This is a genomic window from Micromonospora okii (assembly GCF_020884795.1).
Taxonomy (GTDB): Bacteria; Actinomycetota; Actinomycetes; order Mycobacteriales; family Micromonosporaceae; genus Micromonospora; species Micromonospora okii.
The window spans coordinates 671943-688295 of record NZ_BBZF01000013.1; the positions used below are offsets into that span (position 1 = coordinate 671943).

17 protein-coding genes and 1 tRNA gene are annotated in these 16353 nt (G+C 73.0%); 11 read left to right on the plus strand and 7 right to left on the minus strand.

What is annotated here, in order from left to right:
• Positions 1-24 precede the first annotated feature (24 nt).
• Positions 25-537: a hypothetical protein gene (locus tag LPU43_RS06170; protein ID WP_229399239.1), complete on the plus strand. Its 513-nt coding sequence runs from the start codon at positions 25-27 to the stop codon at positions 535-537.
• 85 nt (positions 538-622) lie between these two features.
• Here the strand turns inward: LPU43_RS06170 and LPU43_RS06175 are convergent, their stop codons facing one another.
• The gene (locus LPU43_RS06175) at positions 623-2758 is read right to left on the minus strand and encodes a hypothetical protein (protein WP_229399240.1); all 2136 of its coding nucleotides are present in this window, start codon (positions 2756-2758) and stop codon (positions 623-625) included.
• 123 nt (positions 2759-2881) lie between these two features.
• Here LPU43_RS06175 and LPU43_RS06180 point away from each other — a divergent pair, with 123 nt between their 5' ends.
• The gene (locus LPU43_RS06180; protein ID WP_229399345.1) at positions 2882-3589 is read left to right on the plus strand and encodes a glycosyltransferase family 2 protein; all 708 of its coding nucleotides are present in this window, start codon (positions 2882-2884) and stop codon (positions 3587-3589) included.
• 6 nt (positions 3590-3595) lie between these two features.
• On the opposite strand, the gene LPU43_RS06185 is transcribed toward LPU43_RS06180, so the two are convergent.
• Together LPU43_RS06185 and LPU43_RS06190 are read right to left on the minus strand one after the other, a co-directional pair.
• A complete protein-coding gene (locus tag LPU43_RS06185) occupies positions 3596-4489 on the minus strand; it encodes a transketolase family protein (RefSeq protein WP_229399346.1) in 894 nt (297 codons plus the stop codon).
• A gap of 5 nt (positions 4490-4494) precedes the next feature.
• Positions 4495-5220 (minus strand): thiamine pyrophosphate-binding protein, encoded by a 726-nt coding sequence (locus LPU43_RS06190; RefSeq protein WP_229399347.1) that lies wholly within the window; start codon positions 5218-5220, stop codon positions 4495-4497.
• 56 nt (positions 5221-5276) lie between these two features.
• Between LPU43_RS06190 and soxR the strand changes: the two genes are divergently transcribed.
• Positions 5277-5717: a redox-sensitive transcriptional activator SoxR gene (gene soxR / locus LPU43_RS06195; RefSeq protein WP_229399241.1), complete on the plus strand. Its 441-nt coding sequence runs from the start codon at positions 5277-5279 to the stop codon at positions 5715-5717.
• A gap of 7 nt (positions 5718-5724) precedes the next feature.
• On the opposite strand, the gene LPU43_RS06200 is transcribed toward soxR, so the two are convergent.
• The gene (locus tag LPU43_RS06200; RefSeq protein WP_229399242.1) at positions 5725-6702 is read right to left on the minus strand and encodes an NAD(P)H-quinone oxidoreductase; all 978 of its coding nucleotides are present in this window, start codon (positions 6700-6702) and stop codon (positions 5725-5727) included.
• A 9-nt stretch (positions 6703-6711) separates the two neighbouring features.
• A complete protein-coding gene (locus LPU43_RS06205) occupies positions 6712-7251 on the minus strand; it encodes an AAA family ATPase (RefSeq protein WP_229399243.1) in 540 nt (179 codons plus the stop codon).
• Between the two features lie 96 nt (positions 7252-7347).
• Between LPU43_RS06205 and LPU43_RS06210 the strand changes: the two genes are divergently transcribed.
• Positions 7348-7434, plus strand: a tRNA-Ser gene (locus LPU43_RS06210).
• A gap of 77 nt (positions 7435-7511) precedes the next feature.
• On the opposite strand, the gene LPU43_RS06215 is transcribed toward LPU43_RS06210, so the two are convergent.
• Positions 7512-8498, minus strand: a complete 987-nt coding sequence (locus tag LPU43_RS06215; protein ID WP_229399244.1) for a GNAT family N-acetyltransferase — start codon at positions 8496-8498, stop codon at positions 7512-7514.
• A gap of 148 nt (positions 8499-8646) precedes the next feature.
• Between LPU43_RS06215 and LPU43_RS06220 the strand changes: the two genes are divergently transcribed.
• Together LPU43_RS06220 and LPU43_RS06225 are read left to right on the plus strand one after the other, a co-directional pair.
• On the plus strand, positions 8647-8913 hold the full coding sequence (locus LPU43_RS06220) for a ribbon-helix-helix domain-containing protein (protein ID WP_229399245.1): 267 nt from the start codon (positions 8647-8649) through the stop codon (positions 8911-8913).
• On the plus strand, positions 8910-9302 hold the full coding sequence (locus LPU43_RS06225; protein ID WP_229399246.1) for a type II toxin-antitoxin system VapC family toxin: 393 nt from the start codon (positions 8910-8912) through the stop codon (positions 9300-9302). The genes LPU43_RS06220 and LPU43_RS06225 overlap by 4 nt, the downstream gene beginning before the upstream one ends.
• A gap of 137 nt (positions 9303-9439) precedes the next feature.
• Here LPU43_RS06225 and pdxR read toward each other — a convergent pair whose 3' ends face one another.
• The gene (gene pdxR / locus LPU43_RS06230; protein WP_229399247.1) at positions 9440-10909 is read right to left on the minus strand and encodes a MocR-like pyridoxine biosynthesis transcription factor PdxR; all 1470 of its coding nucleotides are present in this window, start codon (positions 10907-10909) and stop codon (positions 9440-9442) included.
• 116 nt (positions 10910-11025) lie between these two features.
• Between pdxR and LPU43_RS06235 the strand changes: the two genes are divergently transcribed.
• From LPU43_RS06235 to LPU43_RS06255, 5 genes are all read left to right on the plus strand, one after another.
• On the plus strand, positions 11026-11637 hold the full coding sequence (locus tag LPU43_RS06235; protein WP_229399248.1) for a LysE family translocator: 612 nt from the start codon (positions 11026-11028) through the stop codon (positions 11635-11637).
• A gap of 136 nt (positions 11638-11773) precedes the next feature.
• Positions 11774-12466, plus strand: coding sequence for a B3/B4 domain-containing protein (locus LPU43_RS06240; RefSeq protein ID WP_229399249.1), 693 nt, complete (start codon positions 11774-11776; stop codon positions 12464-12466).
• Between the two features lie 246 nt (positions 12467-12712).
• Complete coding sequence (locus tag LPU43_RS06245) at positions 12713-14965, plus strand: glycosyl hydrolase family 18 protein (RefSeq protein WP_229399250.1); 2253 nt, start codon at positions 12713-12715, stop codon at positions 14963-14965.
• Between the two features lie 231 nt (positions 14966-15196).
• A complete protein-coding gene (locus LPU43_RS06250; protein ID WP_229399251.1) occupies positions 15197-15394 on the plus strand; it encodes a hypothetical protein in 198 nt (65 codons plus the stop codon).
• Between the two features lie 25 nt (positions 15395-15419).
• Positions 15420-16343 (plus strand): acyl-CoA dehydrogenase family protein, encoded by a 924-nt coding sequence (locus tag LPU43_RS06255; protein WP_229399252.1) that lies wholly within the window; start codon positions 15420-15422, stop codon positions 16341-16343.
• Positions 16344-16353 lie beyond the last annotated feature (10 nt).

Here is a 16353-nt window from a genome sequence, read left to right on the forward strand (position 1 = left end):
CGGGTTGTCGTCGTTGGTCAGGGCATGGACGTCTTCTCCCGAACGTTCCTTCCGGCCGTCGCCGAGACCGGGTTGGCGGCGCAGACCGTCAGCCGGCACATGCCGGTCTTCCGCCGCTGCGTCGGTGCGGGCGAGGCGATCGTCCTGGTCACCCGGTGCGGCCGACCGGAGCGGCCGGTCGGTGAGTATCTGCTGCTGCTGACCCATCGGCGGCTCGTGGTCACCCGGCAGACCCGGGTCCTGCACCGGTTGCGTCTGCACCTCAACGCCGAGCTGCGCGAGCTGAGCGACGTCACCTGGAGCACCGACGCCCGGCTCTCCGTGATCGAGTTGGCCGCCACCGCCATCGACGGCGTGCGGGAGCGGTTCCTGATCCGCACCCAGCACCCGAGGCAGGTGTGGCAGCTCGACGCCCTGCTGCACCACGCCTTCCGCGCCCGGCTGCGCACCCCCCGCGAGCGGGTCGTGGCCACCATCGGCGACGCGCCGGCCGCCGCCCTACGCCCCGCCGCGTCCCGGCCCGTCGTCCTGCACTGACCGGCCGCGCACCCGATGCGAGGAAAGGCACCTTGTCAACGCGCGCCGAACCCATCGGCCGCCAAGGCGGCTGCCCCGCCCCGGGTCAGCGGCCCGGGGGCAGGGCGTAGCCGACGTAGCCGCGCCAGGTGAGCGTCCAGCCAACCGGCACGAGGCCGGCGCAGGGCCTGCGGGTGCCGGTGCAGACGATCGCGTCCGTCGAGGCCGGGTCGGCCGGCGGGCGGTCCGGCAGCACCGACTGGAGCGCCACCAGTTCCGGCGCCCGGCCGTCCGCGTCGCGCAGCAGCAGCCACCAGGGGTACTCCCAGTTGTCGTTCTGCTGCACCAGCCCGATCCGTCGGGCGCCGGAGGCGCGCACCGCGTCGGCCGCCCACCGGAACTCCTCCGCCCACCCGGGGCGGCGCAGGAAGCGGGTGTCCCACTCCGAGGTGGTGAAGACCGAGCCCGCACCGACCAGCCGGCGGGGGAAGCCGTACGACAGGGCGAGCACCCCGGACAGCGCGCAGGTGGCCAGCACGGTCACCGCCAGCCCGACCGCCACCGGCCGCCGCCCCGGCAGGGGCGCGGCGGGGACGCCGTCGCGGCCCCGGGGCGGGAGCCGGCGGCGGAAGAGGTCGTCCAGCCAGAGCCCGGCCAGCGGCACCGCCAGGACCAGGGCGTAGAGCAGGAGCCGGTTCCCCCACGGCTGCCACTTGATCATGGCGGTGTGCAGCGCGACGGCGGTCACCACCACGACCGCGTACCCGCGCAGGGCGCCGGCCGAGGCCGGGCTGATCCGGGCCGGCCGCCGCAGCGCGACCACGGCCCCGACCAGGGCCAGCGCGCCGGCCAGCGGGAACGCCACCCGGTCCTCGTCCGGATACCAGGACGGCACGGGGAAGGTCTCCCGGCCGAACGTGATCGCCCGGTCCTGCGGGTCCACCCCGATGAGCCGGGCCCCCGCCATGATCGCCGCCGCCGTGCCGTCGCGCAGCGGCGCGAGCGGGGTGTCCAACGCGGTGTGCCCGATCCGCAGCGCGTTGACCAGGACCGACGGCGGGTCGTGCCGCTCCATAGGGATGGACTCGCGCAGCCGGGGCGGCCCCAGCGGGTGCCCGAACTCGGCCTGCACCCGAGCCAGGAACGGGCCGACCACCACGAGGGCGGCCAGCAGCACCAGCACCGAACCGGCCACGGTCCGGCCCACGTCCCCGGCCCGCAACCCGCGACCACCGTCGCCGCCGCGACCAGCACCAGCGTCGCCGCCACCGCCGTCGTCGTCGTTACCCGCGCCGTCGCCGCCGTCGACCCGCGAGGGAGCGCCGAGGTGCGCCAGCCGGAGCTGGCCGATCCCCCAGAGCACCAGCAGCGGGCCGACCGCGACCAGCCCGCTGGTCTTCGTCACGGCGGTCAGCCCGGTGCCCGCCCCGAGCAGCAGCAGCGCGCCCAGCCCGGCGCGCCGACGCAGCCCGTCCAGCGCCAGCGTCGCCACGCAGGCCACCCAGGCGGCGCAGACCAGGTCGGTCTGGGTGCTGGTCGCCTGGAGCGCCACCATCGGGGTGGTGCCGAGCACGAACGCGGTGATCCACTGGGCCCGCCGCCGGCCGCCGAGCTGGGCGGTGATCCGGGCGGCGGCCAGCAGGCAGAGGACGCCGGCCCCCCACTGGACGAGGTTGTGCAGCGCGTCGCCGCCGGTGAACAGGCGCAGGTGCAGCAGCAGGTACTCCGCCCCGGGCGGGATGGTCACCTGCCGGTGGATCGCGGTGGGCCAGAAGTCCAGGTCGCCCTGGGCCACCCAGTGCTCCACCTTCGGCAGGTGGTAGGTCTGCGAGTCGAAGTTGTTGGGCTCGGCGAGCAGCGCGATCAGCAGCTCGACCCCGACCAGCGCGCCGACCGTGCCGGCCAGCAGCCGCTCGCCCCGTCCCGCCGTACGCCACGGGGCGGTCGGCCCGGGACGCCCGGCGGCCGGCGCGGGGTCGTGGCGCAGCCGCCAGCCGGCGGCGGCCACCGTGCCGGCAACGAAGAGCAGCCAGGCGACCGCGAAGGCGGGCAGGGTCAACAGGCGCAGCGCCCCGAGCAGCTCCACCGTCAGCACCGCGTACGCGCCGGTGACCAGCGCGGCCCGGACCACGGCCAGGCGCAGCGGGGCGACGACGTCCGTCAGGCGGGGCCGCAGCGCCACCGTGAGAGCCGCGACGGCGACGGGCGGGGCCGCCACGAGGAGGAAGCCGGCTGCCGACATGGCGGAAGTAAACACCATCGGGCTGAGTGCGCCACGCCCGCCGCCGGGCGGTGGGGAACGCGCTGGACCGGCCTGCCAGGCTACGCTAGGGCCGACGTGTCTGCCGCCACCGTGGAGATTCCCGTGAAGCTCTCGATCCTCATGCCGGTCTACAACGAGGAAGAACGCATCGCGGACGCCCTCAAGCAGGCATTGGCCGTCGACTATCCGTGTGAGGTGGAGCTGGTCGTCGTCGACGACGGCAGCCGCGACGGCACCGGCGAGATCCTCGGCCGCGCCGACGACACGCGGCTGCGGGTGATCACCCACCAGCGCAACGCGGGCAAGGGCGCGGCCATCAAGACGGCGGTCGACAGCGCCGAGGGCGAGTACATGGTCATCCTCGACGCCGACCTGGAGTACGACCCGCAGGACATCCCCCGCCTGCTCGACCCCGTGCTCGACGGCCGCGCCACGGTCGTCTACGGCAACCGCACCTTCGGCAGCCACAGCGCCTACAGCTTCTGGTACGTGATGGGCAACAAGGGCGTCACGATGGCGGCGAACGTGCTGTTCAACTCGTACATCGGCGACCTGGAGACCTGCTTCAAGCTGATGCCGGTCGCCCTCTACCGCTCCCTCGACATCCGCTCCCGCGGCTTCGGCATGGAGGCGGAGGTGACCGGCAAGCTGCTGCGCCGGCGCATCCGCCCGTACGAGGTGCCGATCAGCTACCGGGCCCGGGGGCGCGAGGAGGGCAAGAAGATCACCTGGAAGGACGGCGTCGAGGCGATCTGGATCCTCGGCCGGGAGCGCACCCGCCGCCGTCCCCTGGAAACCCCCCGCCACTGACCCCGCTCAGCCCCGTCCGGGGGCGAGGAAGGCGCTGACCGACCGGCGCAGGCCCGCCGCGTCCAGTCCGTGCCACCGGGTGTGGTCGTCGGCGGAGCCGTACCGGCGCAGTTCCCGGCGGCCGACGCCGAGCGCCAGCAGGCGGTGCGGCCGGTCCGCCAGCGCGTCGCCCACCACCCGGGCCGAGGTCCCGGCCAGGTAGGGCTCGACCAGGATCACCTCGGCGCCCGCGAGCGCCCGCAACCCGGCCACGTCGAACGGCCGGGGCCGGTGCGTGTACGCCACCGTGACGCCCAGGTCGGCGACCGCCGCCAGCGCGGCGTCCAGCACCGGCCCGACCGCCACCAGCAGCGGCGCGCCCGGCCCGGCGTCCCGCACCACCGTCAGCGCGCCGTCGCCGCCGCGCGCCCGGTCGTTGGCCAGGGTCGACAGCCGCAGGTACGCCGGGCCGTCCGAGTCGACCGCCGCGCGCAGCAGGGCGGGCACCTCGTCGGCGTGCCCGGGGACGTGCACGGTCCAGCGGTCGTCCAGGGTGTCGATCAGGGCGACGTCGGCGGGGGAGAGGTGGGTGCGCCCGGACTCGGCCCGGTCGTACGAGCCGCCGATGCCGACCAGCACCGCGCTCACCCCCTGGTGGTCCAGGTCCAGCTTGATCTGCTCGTACGCCCGCTCGACGAGGAACGGCGCGTAGCTGTGCACGATCGGCCGCAGCCCGGTCAGGGCGAGCCCGCCGGCCACGCCGAGCATGAGTTGCTCCCGGATGCCGACGTTGAGCACCCGGTCGGGGTGCCGCCCGGCGGCCGGGGCGAACGACGCCGCCGAGATGTCGGCGAGCACCAGGGCGGTGCGCGGCTGCTCGGCCAGCAGTTCCGTCGTGGTGTCGACGAAGGCTTCCCGCATCATGGTCACTCCCCGTTCTCGACGACCGCGACGACGACGTGCGGCCGGGTCCCGTCCTGCCCGGTGAGCGCGGCGTGCAGGGCGTCGTGGTCGCGCCCGTCCACGGTCGCGGCGCTCCACCCGTTGACGGTGAACCGGGCGGCGATCCCGCCCGCCCAGCCGTGGCTGGCGGAGGCGTTGTCGACCACCACGGCGGTGAGGTTCGGCAGGCCGATCGCGCCCGCGTACGCGATGGCCTCGTGGTTGGAGCCCTCGTCCAGTTCGGCGTCGCCGAGCAGGACGTACACCCGGGGGGTGGTCAGCCCCTGGGCCCGCAGCCCCAGTGCGGTGCCCACGCCCAGGCCGAGGCCGTGGCCCAGCGAGCCGGAGCCGATCTCCACGCCGGGGACCAGCACGCGGTCCGGGTGGTCGCCGAGCCGGCTGTCCGGGCCGCCGTGGTCGTCGAGCCAGTCGGCGGGCACGAAGCCCCGGGCGGCGAGGACGGCGTAGTAGCCGGCGACGGCGTGCCCCTTGGAGAGCAGGAACCGGTCCCGGTCGGGGGCGTCCACGGTCGCCGGGGTGATCCGCAGGACGCGCTCGTAGAGGACGCGGAGCACGTCGATGGTCGAGTACACGTTCGGGCCGAACTCGCGGCCGGCGCGGATGCGCTCCAGCAGGGCCGCGATCTGCGGGGGGAGTGACGGGGGTCGACAGGGTGGGTCGGCTCCGGGGGTCGCCGTGCTGGCGGTCATGATGGTCATGCCGCTAGCCTGCAACTTGAAGTCCACTTCAACTCAAGGGCGACGTGATGCAGGAAGCACTGACCATCGGCCAGCTCGCCGCGCGCAGCGGTGTCGCCTCCTCGGCGCTGCGCTACTACGAGCGGCTCGGCCTCATCCGGGCCGAGCGCACCGGCGGCAACCAGCGCCGCTACGCGCGCACCGAGCTGCGTCGGGTGGCGTTCGTCCGGATCTCCCAGCAGGTCGGCATCTCGCTGGAGGAGATCCGGGACGCCCTGGACTCGCTGCCCGCCTCCCGCACCCCCACCGCCGACGACTGGGCCCAGCTCTCCACCGCCTGGCGGGCCCGCCTCGACGAGAAGATCCGGCTGATGGCCAAGCTCCGCGACGACCTGGACGGCTGCATCGGCTGCGGCTGCCTCTCGCTGCGCCGCTGCACCCTCTACAACCCGGAGGACAAGCTCTCCGGCGAGGGCCCGGGCGCCCGCCTCCTGCTGCCGCCGGCCTGACTCACGGTCAGCCGACGGTGAGCAGCACCTTGCCGAAGTGGTCGTTGGACTCGACCAGACGGTGCGCCTCGGCGGCCTCCGCCATCGGCAGCCGCTGGTCGACGATCGGGCGGACCGTGCCGGCCGCGACCAGCGGCCACACCTGATCCCGTACGCCTGCCACGATCGCCGCCTTCTCCGCCAGCGGCCGGGAGCGCAGCGCGGTGGCCGCCACCGAGGCCCGCTTCGCCAGCAGCGCGCCCAGGTCCAGCTCCGCCTTCCGGCCGCCCTGCATGCCGATCACCACCAGCCGGCCGCCGGTGGCCAGCGCCGCCACGTTCCGCCCCAGGTACGCCGCGCCCATGATGTCGAGGATGACGTCCGCGCCCCGGCCGTCGGTGACCCGCCGGACCTCCTCCACGAAGTCCTGCTCCCGGTAGTCGATGGCGTGCGCCGCCCCCAGCTCGCGCAGCCGCTCGTGCTTCGCCGACCGGGCGGTCACCACGACCGTCGCGCCGAGCGCCGTGCCGAGCTGGACGGCGAAGGTGCCGATCCCGCTGCCCCCGCCGTGCACCAGCAGCGTGTCGCCCTCCGCCAGGCCGGCGAGGGAGACGACGTTCGACCAGACTGTGCAGGCCACCTCGGGCAGCGCCGCCGCGTCGACCAGGCCCACGCCCTCCGGCACCGGCAGCAACTGCCCGGCGGGCACGGCCACCCGCTCGGCGTACCCGCCGCCGGCCAGCAGCGCGCAGACCTCCCGGCCGACCTCCCAGCCGGTCACGTCGGGGCCGATCGCGCTGACCACCCCGGAGCACTCCAGTCCCGGGTACGCGGGCGCGCCCGGCGGGGGCGGATAGTGCCCCTGCCGTTGCAGCAGGTCCGCCCGGTTGACCGCGCTGGCCCGCACGTCGACGATCACCTCGCCGGGGCCGGGCTCCGGGTCGGGCACCTCCGCCCAGACGAGTGCGTCGGGTCCGCCGGGCTCCGGGATCGTGATCGCGCGCATGGCCCAGTCTTACCCGATCCGGCCCTCCGCCCACGCCCTGGCCACGATCTCGTCCACCGTCTCGTCCGGCGTCTGCGCCGAGCTGTCCAGCCACAGCCCGATCCGGGGCGTGTCGGCCCGGAACCCGGCGTCCAGGTCGGCGACGGACCACCCGCCGTACCCCTGCTTGGGCCGGCCCCGCTCGCGGGCGGCGACCACGTCGGCGCGCGGGGCGAGCACCACCACCGCGAGCGGCCGGTGCCGGATGCGCTCGACCATCGCCGCCAGCTCCGCGCCGAGCACCACGTCCTGGAGTACGACGGTGAAGCCCTCGGCGGCGTAACGGTCCGCCACCGTGGCGGCCAGGTCGTAGCGGAGCCGCAGTTGCCGCCATGCCTCGTCCGAGGGCTCGCCGGTCATCTCCGCGCGCCCCGAGACGATCATCCGGCGGAACACGTCGCCGCGCAGGTGCACCGCCCGGGTCAGCCGCCGGGCCAGCAGCTCGGCCACCGTGGACTTGCCGGCGGCCATGATCCCGCTGACGAACACCACCGCCGGGGTCTCCCACATGGGCCCATCCTGGCACCGGGGTGGGACGCCGGCACGCCCGGTGCGCGGTTCGTGGCAGACTAGGCACGGTCGCGTAGCCCCTCGGGGCCGCGCCCGGGAGGGTTCGCCTAGTGGCCGATGGCGCTGGTCTTGAAAACCGGTAAGGCAGCGATGTCTTCGTGGGTTCGAATCCCACACCCTCCGCTCCCCGAGCAGAAGAAACGCCCCCTCACCAGGGCGGATGTCGGTCAGCGGGCGTGTTCGTGACGGCCCTGGTCTTCCTATCGCTGCGGGCGGTCGTCGTCCCACACGGCCGCGCTGATGCGCCAGCCGGCGGCGGTACGCACGAACTGCATCGATTTCATCCCGCCGCCGGCGAGGGGGGCACCGTTGATGTGGCCTTCCTTGGCGTACCTCCCGAACCACTGCGCGATGTCGCCGAACAGGTCCAGCCGGCCCGACCGGGCCTCCTCCCGGAAGTCGGTCAGCGTGCCGTCGGTGAGCATGGCTCGCCGTGGCTCGATGAACGTGTCGACGTCGTACACCGCCGGATCCATCCCGCACGTTCGGACGATGATGGCTCCGGGCAGCATCGCGTCGCGCAGCGCCGCCATGCGCTCGTCGACTCCCGCACCCGAGGTGAAGGCGTCGAAGTAGCAGCGGACGAGGGCGTGGATCTCCTCCTGGTCCCTGCTGGTCGCCGCGGGCGTCCGCCAGTCGTCCTCGGTCAACGCGAAGAGAAGTTGGCTGGCCCAGCCACCCTTGAACCAGACGTTGTCGACCAGTCGCGCCTCCTGGGTGAAGCCCAGGCGTCGCAGGAGCCGGGCCGAGGGCTCGTTCTCCTCGATACACACGGCGGTGATGCGGTGCAGGCCCAACTCCTCGAAGCCCAGGCGCAGCATCTCTGCGGCGGCTTCGGCGGCGTACCCCCTGCGCTGGTGCGCGCGCCCGAAGGCGAAGCCCAGCTCCCCTTGCCTGTGCTCGGCGCTGGCCCACTTCAGGAGCACCTCTCCGATCACGGTCTTCGTCTCTCGCAGCTCCACGGCGAGCACCAGCGGCTGGCCCGGCCCGGTGAGGGTCGCCCGGTCCAGCTTCGCGGTCAGCGCGGCTTTCGTCGCCTCCCGGTCGCGCCGGGGCCACGGAGTGAATCGCACGACCTCGGGATCGCCGTGGAAGTCGATCAGGTCGTCGAGGTCGTCCGCGCGGTGCGGTCGTAGCGCCAGCCGTGGTGTCAGAATCGGGTAGTCGGGCCGGAAAGCCTCGGGCATCGTGCGACTCCTCTGGTCGTACTCGGGGTGGCCAAGCGGCCAATCAGCACCGTCGCCTCATGATCGATGACAGTAGGTGGGGCGCATCGGCGCAGCACCCCCTGCTCAACGCGCTACCGCGAGCGCCATATCCGAGTATGGTGGATGTATGGCTGCCAAGAAGGTCACCGTTACCCTCCCCGAGGAACTGGTCGAGGCGCTCGGCGCGGCGGCGCGCGAGGACGGCGTACCGCTGTCGAGGCTGGTCGCCAACGCGGCAGAAAGCGAACTTCGCCGGCGGGTCGGCCGCCGGCTCGTCGCGGAGTGGCAGGCCGAGCATGGCGCCTTCACCGTGGAGGAGATAGCGGCGGCGCGCGCGGAGATGGCCGCCGCCGACGCTCAGGCCCTCGGTGCCGGGGGGCAGGTGGCAGCGTGAGCATCCCCTACGTCTACGACGCCGGGGTCCTGCTCGCGGTCGACGGAAACGACCGGCGGATGTGGGCGATCCACCACTTGGCCGTGGAGGAGGGGCGACGCCTGCTCATTCCCTCCGTCGTGGTGGGCCAGGCGTGGCGCGACTCTCGCCGCCAGGTCCAGCTCGGCCGGTTCCTGCACAGTTGCGAGATCGTTCCGGTCGGCGTCGAGCTGGCGAAGGCGGCCGGCGTCCTGTGCGGCAAGGCCGGCACGCGTGACGTGGTCGACGCCTGCGTGGTCAACGTTGCCCTGGCCTGCGGCGGCATCGTGTTCACCAGCGACCCCGAGGACATCGCGCAACTGTCGGCCGCCGCCGACGTCAAGCCCGGACTGGTTGTCCGCCGTCTCTGATGACGGACGCCTTCAGCGTCGACACCTGGCGGGCCTTCGTCCGGTACGCCCGGCTGGGCTGACCCGGGCGCGTGCCGACGGCGGCGGCAGTGGTGGGCCAGGCCGGTTCCGCAGAGGTGGGCCAACGGGCGACGCCGCTACCGGGTGCCCTCGTCCAAGACCGACCCGATGATCTCCATGCCGGCCTCGATGGCCGACACGGGGTTCGCGGCGTAGCCGAGGACCAGCCCCGGTGCCTGCGGTCGTTGACAGTGCCAGGACAGCGGTTGCACCTTGACCCCGCGAGCCAGCGCGGCGGTCGCCAGGTCGGTGTCGGCGACGTCCGCGTCGAGGGTGACCAACAGGTGCAGCCCGGCCGCCGCTCCGTGCACGGTCGCGCCGGGCAGGTGCCGGGCTATCGCGGCCACCATCGCGTCCCGCCGCAGGACGTGCCGGCGACGGAGCAGCCGCAGTTGCCGTTCCAGCGCCCCGGTGGTCATCAGCTCGGCGAGCACGAGTTGCGGCAGGACGGCGTTGCCGAGGTCGGCGTTGCGCTTGGCGGCCACGACCGCGTCGCGGTACCGGGCCGGCACGAGCAGCCAACCCACCCGCAGCGCCGGGGCGAGCAGCTTGGAGACGCTGCCGGCGTAGCAGACCTGCTCGGGCAGTTGGGCGCGGAGAGCCGGCACGGGCGGCCGGTCGTACCGGTGCTCGGCGTCGTAGTCGTCCTCGATCACCAGCCCACCGGCGCGGGCCCAGGCGACCAGCCGGCGGCGGCGGTCCCCGTCGAGCACCACGCCGGTCGGGAACTGGTGCGCGGGGGTGAGCATCACCGCGGGCACCCCGCTCGCAACCAGCTCGTCGACCCGGAGACCGGCGTCGTCCACCCTGATCGGCGGGGTGTCGACCCGCCAGTTGTTGAGGTGCTGGCGGACGCCGAGGGAGCCGGGCTCCTCGACGGCGATCCGGGTGATCCCGGCCGGTCGCAACGCCTGGGCGAGGAGGCCGAGGGCCTGCGACACGCCGGCCGTGACGATGACCTCGGCGGGGTCGACGACGATGCCCCGGCAGCGGGCGAGCCAGGCGGCCACCGCCCGGCGCAGCGCCGGCGCGCCGCGTGGGTCGCCGTAGCCGAAGTCGGCCGCGGCGAGGTCCCGCAGCACGCTCCGCTCCGCCCGCAGCCAGTCCGCGCGGGGAAAGGCCGCCAGGTCGGGTACGCCGGGCGTCAGGTCGATCCGCGCGGGGGCCGTGCGGATCGCGTCGAAGACGTCGGTGCCCGGCGTGGCCGGGAACGTGGTGGCCGGAGCGGGCCGACGTGCCCGGGTGGCCACCGTGGCGGGCGGCGCGGCGACCACGATTGTGCCGCCGCGTCCCCGCCCGACGACGTGCCCCTCCTCGGCCAACCGCTGGTACGCCTCCACGACGACGCCTCGGGACACGCCCAGATCCGCGGCGAGCACCCGCGTGGCGGGAAGCCGACCACCGACGGGGATCCGGCCGTCGGCGACTGCGGCACGCAGTCGCCCCGCGAGCCAGTCCGCCCGCCCGCCGGGCGGGGCGTGCGCGATGTCGAGTTGCAGGAAGTCCGAGCCCGCGTTGGTGGGGGAGCGGGCCGTGGCGTCAGCCATGCGCGCCAGCGCCCGCGCCTCGGCTTATGGACCGGTGGTGAGGTCTCGGTTTGGCACTGCTCATCGGGCCATTGTGGCAGCAGGCTGGGGTGGTCCATTCCTACCGAAGGAACATCGTGACCGTCGCGTTCATGGTGACCACCCTCGTCGTGGTCGTCACCCCCGGTGCCGGGGTCCTCTTCACGCTCTCCGCCGCGCTGGCCGGTGGGCGGAGGGCCGCCCTGGTCGCCGCGCTCGGCTGCACCCTGGGCATCGTGCCGCACCTGGTCGCGGCCCTGACCGGGATAGCGGCGCTGCTGCACTCCAGCGCCCTGGCCTTCGCCCTGGTGAAGTACGCCGGCGTGGCGTACCTGCTGTGGCTCGCGGTGGCGACGCTGCGCGACCGGGGTTCGCTCACGGTGGCCGAGGACGCGCCGCCGGGGTCGGCGGGCCGGATGATCGCGTCGGCGGTGCTGTCCAACCTGCTCAACCCGAAGGTGACCCTGTTCTTCGTCGCCTTCCTGCCGCAGTTCGTGCAGCCCGGCGCTCCCGGCGCGGTGCCCGCGATGATTGGGCTCGGCGGGATGTTCATGCTGGTCACCCTGGTGGTGTTCGTGGCGTACGGACTCTGCGCGGCGGCGGTGCGTCGACACGTGCTGGACCGGCCGGCGGTCACCGACTGGCTGCGCCGGGGCATCGCCGGCTCGTTCCTCGCGCTCGGCCTGATGCTCGTCCGCGCCGAGGCGTGACCATCGCCCGCTTCCCCGACCGAACGACCCGACCGAACGACCCGACCGCACAAGCCGACCGCACAAGCCGACCGCACAAGCCGACCGAACGACCCGCCCGGCTGACCGACCGAACGCCCACCGAAAGGACCCACCCGTGTACCTGCAACACTCCGCGCGCCTCCGCGCCGAGCATCCGACGCTCGTCGCCGGCGTCCTCCACGCCGAGGGCGTCGGCGGCGAACCGCGCGACGACCTGCGGCTGGCCGAGTGGCACCACGCCGCCCGAGAGCACCTGGCCGCCGGCAGCGAGGCGGGTCTGCCGCAGATCCAGGCGTGGCGGCGCGCCTTCGGTCGGATGGGTCTCGCGCCGACGCGCTACCGGTGCGCCGCCGAATCCCTGCTGCGCCGGATGCGCACCGTCGGGGACCTGCCCGCCGTGTCCGCGCTCGTCGACCTCTGCAACGCGCTGTCGGTGGCGTACGCGATCCCGGTCGGCGTCTTCGACACCGCTCGGGTCGCGAAGGGCCTGGAGGTGCGGCACGCGCTCGGCACCGAGTCGTACCTGACCTTCGGCGGCGAGGAGGAGCACCCCGACCCCGACGAGGTCGTCTTCGTCGACGAGGAGGGGCGGGCGCACGCCCGGCGGTGGACGAACCGGCAGAGCGGCTGGTCGGCCGTGGGCGCCGACACCGACCGGGTCCTGGTCGTGGCGGAGGCGCTGCATCCCGGCGCGGAGGCCGAGGTGCCGAAGCTGCTCGCCGACCTCGCCGAGGCGCTGCGCCAAGGCTGGGAGGTCGCGCCCCGGACGGCCGTGCTGACCGCCACCCGGCCCCGGTTCGAGGTGTAGCTGGCCCTGGTGCCCTACCCGCGCCGGCGGTCCGTCACACCTTTTACCGATGAGATCTCTGTGAATGACTTCCCATTGCATCCACCCCGTTATATATTCAGTAACCTTACTGTTAAGTTTCCTTACTGAAGGTGGGAGGCGCTCATGCGCCGGAGGCGACTACCGCATCTCATCGTCACGGGCGTCGCTGCCCTGCTGATGGTGCCGACGGCGGTGGCAGTGGCGGGTCAAGCGAGTTCCGCCGCGGTGGACCACGCACAGTGTCGACCTGACGGGCTGTACCAGACGCCCGGTGTCGCCGTGCCCTACTGCGACGTCTACGACACGGACGGTCGCGAGAAGATGGGCGACGACCACAAGCGACGGATCATCGGCTACTTCACGAGCTGGCGCACCGGCAAGAACGGCGCCCCGGCGTACCTGGCGAGCCAGATCCCGTGGAACAAGATCACCCACATCAACTACGCGTTCGCCCACGTGGACCCCAACAACAAGATCTCCGTCGGCTCTCCCACCGCGGCCAACAACCCCGCCACCAACATGACCTGGCCGGGCGTGGCGGGCGCGGAGATGGACCCGGCGTACTCGTACACGGGACACTTCAACCAGCTCAACAAGTTCAAGAAGCAGAACCCCGGCGTGAAGACGCTGGTCAGCGTGGGCGGCTGGGCCGAGACCGGCGGCTACATCGACGACACCGGTAAGCGGCTCGACGCCGGTGGCTTCTACCGGATGACCACGACCGGCAGCAACACCGTCAACACCGCCGGCATCAACACGTTCGCCGACTCGGTGGTCGCCTTCCTGCGCACGTACGGCTTCGACGGCGTGGACATCGACTACGAGTACCCGACGTCGAACAACAAGGCCGGGCACCCCCTGGACTTCGCCCAGGCCGACGCCAAGCGGGCCGGCCTGAACGCCTCCTACCAGGTGCTCATGCGGACCCTGCGGGAGAAGCTGGACGCCGCCGCGGCGGCCGACGGCAAGTACTACATGGTCACCATCGCCGCACCCGCCTCCGGCTGGCTGCTGCGGGGCATGGAGTCCTTCCAGACGTTGCAGTACCTGGACTACGTCAACATCATGAGCTACGACCTGCACGGGGCGTGGAACCACTTCGTCGGCCCGAACGCCGCCCTCTACGACGACGGGCAGGACGCCGAGCTCGCCTCCGGCGGCGTGTACGGGGCGTACCAGAACATCGGGTACCTCAACACCGACTGGGCCTACCACTACTTCCGGGGCGCGATGCAATCCGGTCGGATCAACATCGGCCTGCCCTACTACACCCGGGGCTGGCGCGGCGTGACCGGCGGCACCAACGGGCTGTGGGGGCGCGCGGCGCTGCCGGACCAGACCAAGTGCCCCGCCGGAACGGGCTCGTCCGTCGGATCGACCACCCCGTGCGGCAACGGCGCGATCGGCATCGACAACGTCTGGCACGATCTGGAGAACGGCCAGGAGGTGCCGGGCGGGGCGAACCCGATGTGGCACGCGAAGAACCTCCAGGAGGGGCGCAGCGGAAGCTACCTGGAGGCCTACGGGCTGACCCCCAAGACCGACCCGACCGACGTGATCAGCGGTACCTACACCCGTCAGTACTCGTCCAGCCTGGTCGCCCCGTGGCTGTGGAACAGCCAGAAGCAGGTGTTCCTCTCCACCGAGGACGAGCAGTCCGTCGCCGCGAAGGCGGACTACGTCAACGCCAAGGGCATCGGCGGCATCATGATCTGGGAGCTGGCCGGCGACTACGCGTGGGACGCGCAGCGCGGCGAGTACTACATGGGTAACACCATGACCAACCTGATCTACGACAAGTTCCGCACCGCCACCCCCTACGGGCAGCGGAAGGCGGCGATCACCATGCCGACGCAGACGCTCAACGTCGGGGTCACGATGGGTGGCTTCGCGCTCGGCGACAACAACTACCCGATCAACCCCGAGCTGCGCGTGACCAACAACTCGGGCGCGCCGATCCCGGCCGGGGCCCAGCTCGAGTTCGACTACCCCACCTCGGCGCCGGGCACCCTCGGGCAGCAGTCCGGGTGGGCGCTGTCCGTGGTCTCCACCGGGCACACCGGCAGCAACGTCGGCGGCCTGAAGGGCGACTTCCACCGGGTACGGCTCAACGTGCCGTCGGCCATCGCGCCGGGCTCCTTCGCCGAGGTCACCCTCGGCTACAGCCTGCCGATCGCCGGCCCGTCGAACTTCACGCTGAGCTTCGGCGGCCAGACCTACGCGCTGGCGGCCGACTACGCCCGCGGCGGAACCCCGCCGGCGTCGCCCACGGCGTCGCCGACGGCATCGCCCTCGGTCACGCCGACCGGCGGCAACAACTGTGGCGGCATCGCCGTCTGGAACGCGAGCACGGCCTACTCGGGTGGCAGCATCGTCCAGCACGAGAACCGTCGCTACCGCTCCAAGTGGTGGACGCAGGGCGAGAACCCGGCCAACAGCGGGCAGTGGGGCGTGTGGGAGGCGCAGGGCGCCTGCTGACCGAAGGGCGTGCGATAGATCGGATCGGCCACTACCCGGTCGGTCAGGGTAGCTGCTGAAACCGCTGCGGCGGGTCACCTCACCGAGGTGGCCCGCCGCGTTCGTTCGGGAGGGCGTGGGCGCATAGCGGATGCATAGTGGACGCAGACCGCCGCCAACGATGATCGATGTCAAGCGGCTCGGGGGAACCCCGGCCGTGCCCATTCACCGTCACAGAACCGAGAGGTGGGTATGGCGAACGACATCAGGGCGGGCGCTCCGCAGACGGACCACGCGGAGAGCTTCGTCGACCTCGACGACCTCGATCTCGCCGGGATCGACGTCGAGGCCGGCGAGATCGCCGGTGGCATCAACTGGACCTCGATCATCCCGACCACCGGCTGCACCAGCACCACCAACCGGTGCCCCGGCCCGACCGGGCCGTACTGATCGAGCCGTAACTAGGTAACGATCGATGCGACAGTTCGCCGCTACGCTGCTGTGGCTGCGCGACGGTCCGGACGAGGTCCAGAGCCTGGTGGCGGGCCTGGACCTCGTTCGTCGCGCCGCCGCCGAGGATGCCAGTGAGGCATGGCTCTGCATGATCGCCAACGGCACCGCGCACTACCTCTCGACCTACGCGGCCGGTGACCTGCTGTCGCGGGCCTACTCCGGAACCAACCAGGTCTACGGCGTGGTCGCCCAGGTCGGTCGGCTGGGCAGTGGCCCGGACGGCGGGCTGGTGGTCGACGGGCGCTGGCGGTTCGGCTCCGGCGCGGACCGGGCCGCGTACATGGCCATGGGGTGCGAGCCGGTCCGGGGCGCCCGCACCACCGTGCTGGTCGACCGCGCCCGCCTGCACGTCGACCAGCCGTGGGAGGGGCCGGGCCTGCTCGGCACGACGAGTCACACCCTGAGCGCCCGGGACGTGGGAGTCGACCCCGAGGACGTGGTCGACATGTCGAGCATCCCGACGGACCGCCCCAGGGGGATCTACGCCGACGCGGCGCTGTTCCTGGCGAACATGCCCGGAGTGGCGATCGGGCTCGCCGAGCGGCTGCTGGAGCTGCTGGGGCCCGGCCTGTCGCCGGGATCGCCCTGGCAGGTCGCCTACGCCGAGGCCGAGACCCGGACGATCCTGGCCCGACGCGGTCTGATCGGGATGCTGCACAGCTTCGACGTGCTGGCCCGGGACGGGCGGCTTCAGCCGTTCGCGCCGGCCCTGCGGGCCGAATACCACGCGGTCCTCTCCGCCGCCTACCACGTCTGCCTCGAAGCGGTCCTCGCCCTGGTCGAGGCGTGTGACTCGGCCGACCCCGGGGTGGCGCAGCGGCTGGCCGAGGCGCGTCTGGACGCCGTGACCATGAAGCCGCACGCGGCCATGCGGCCGCACAGATGACCGGAGCTGC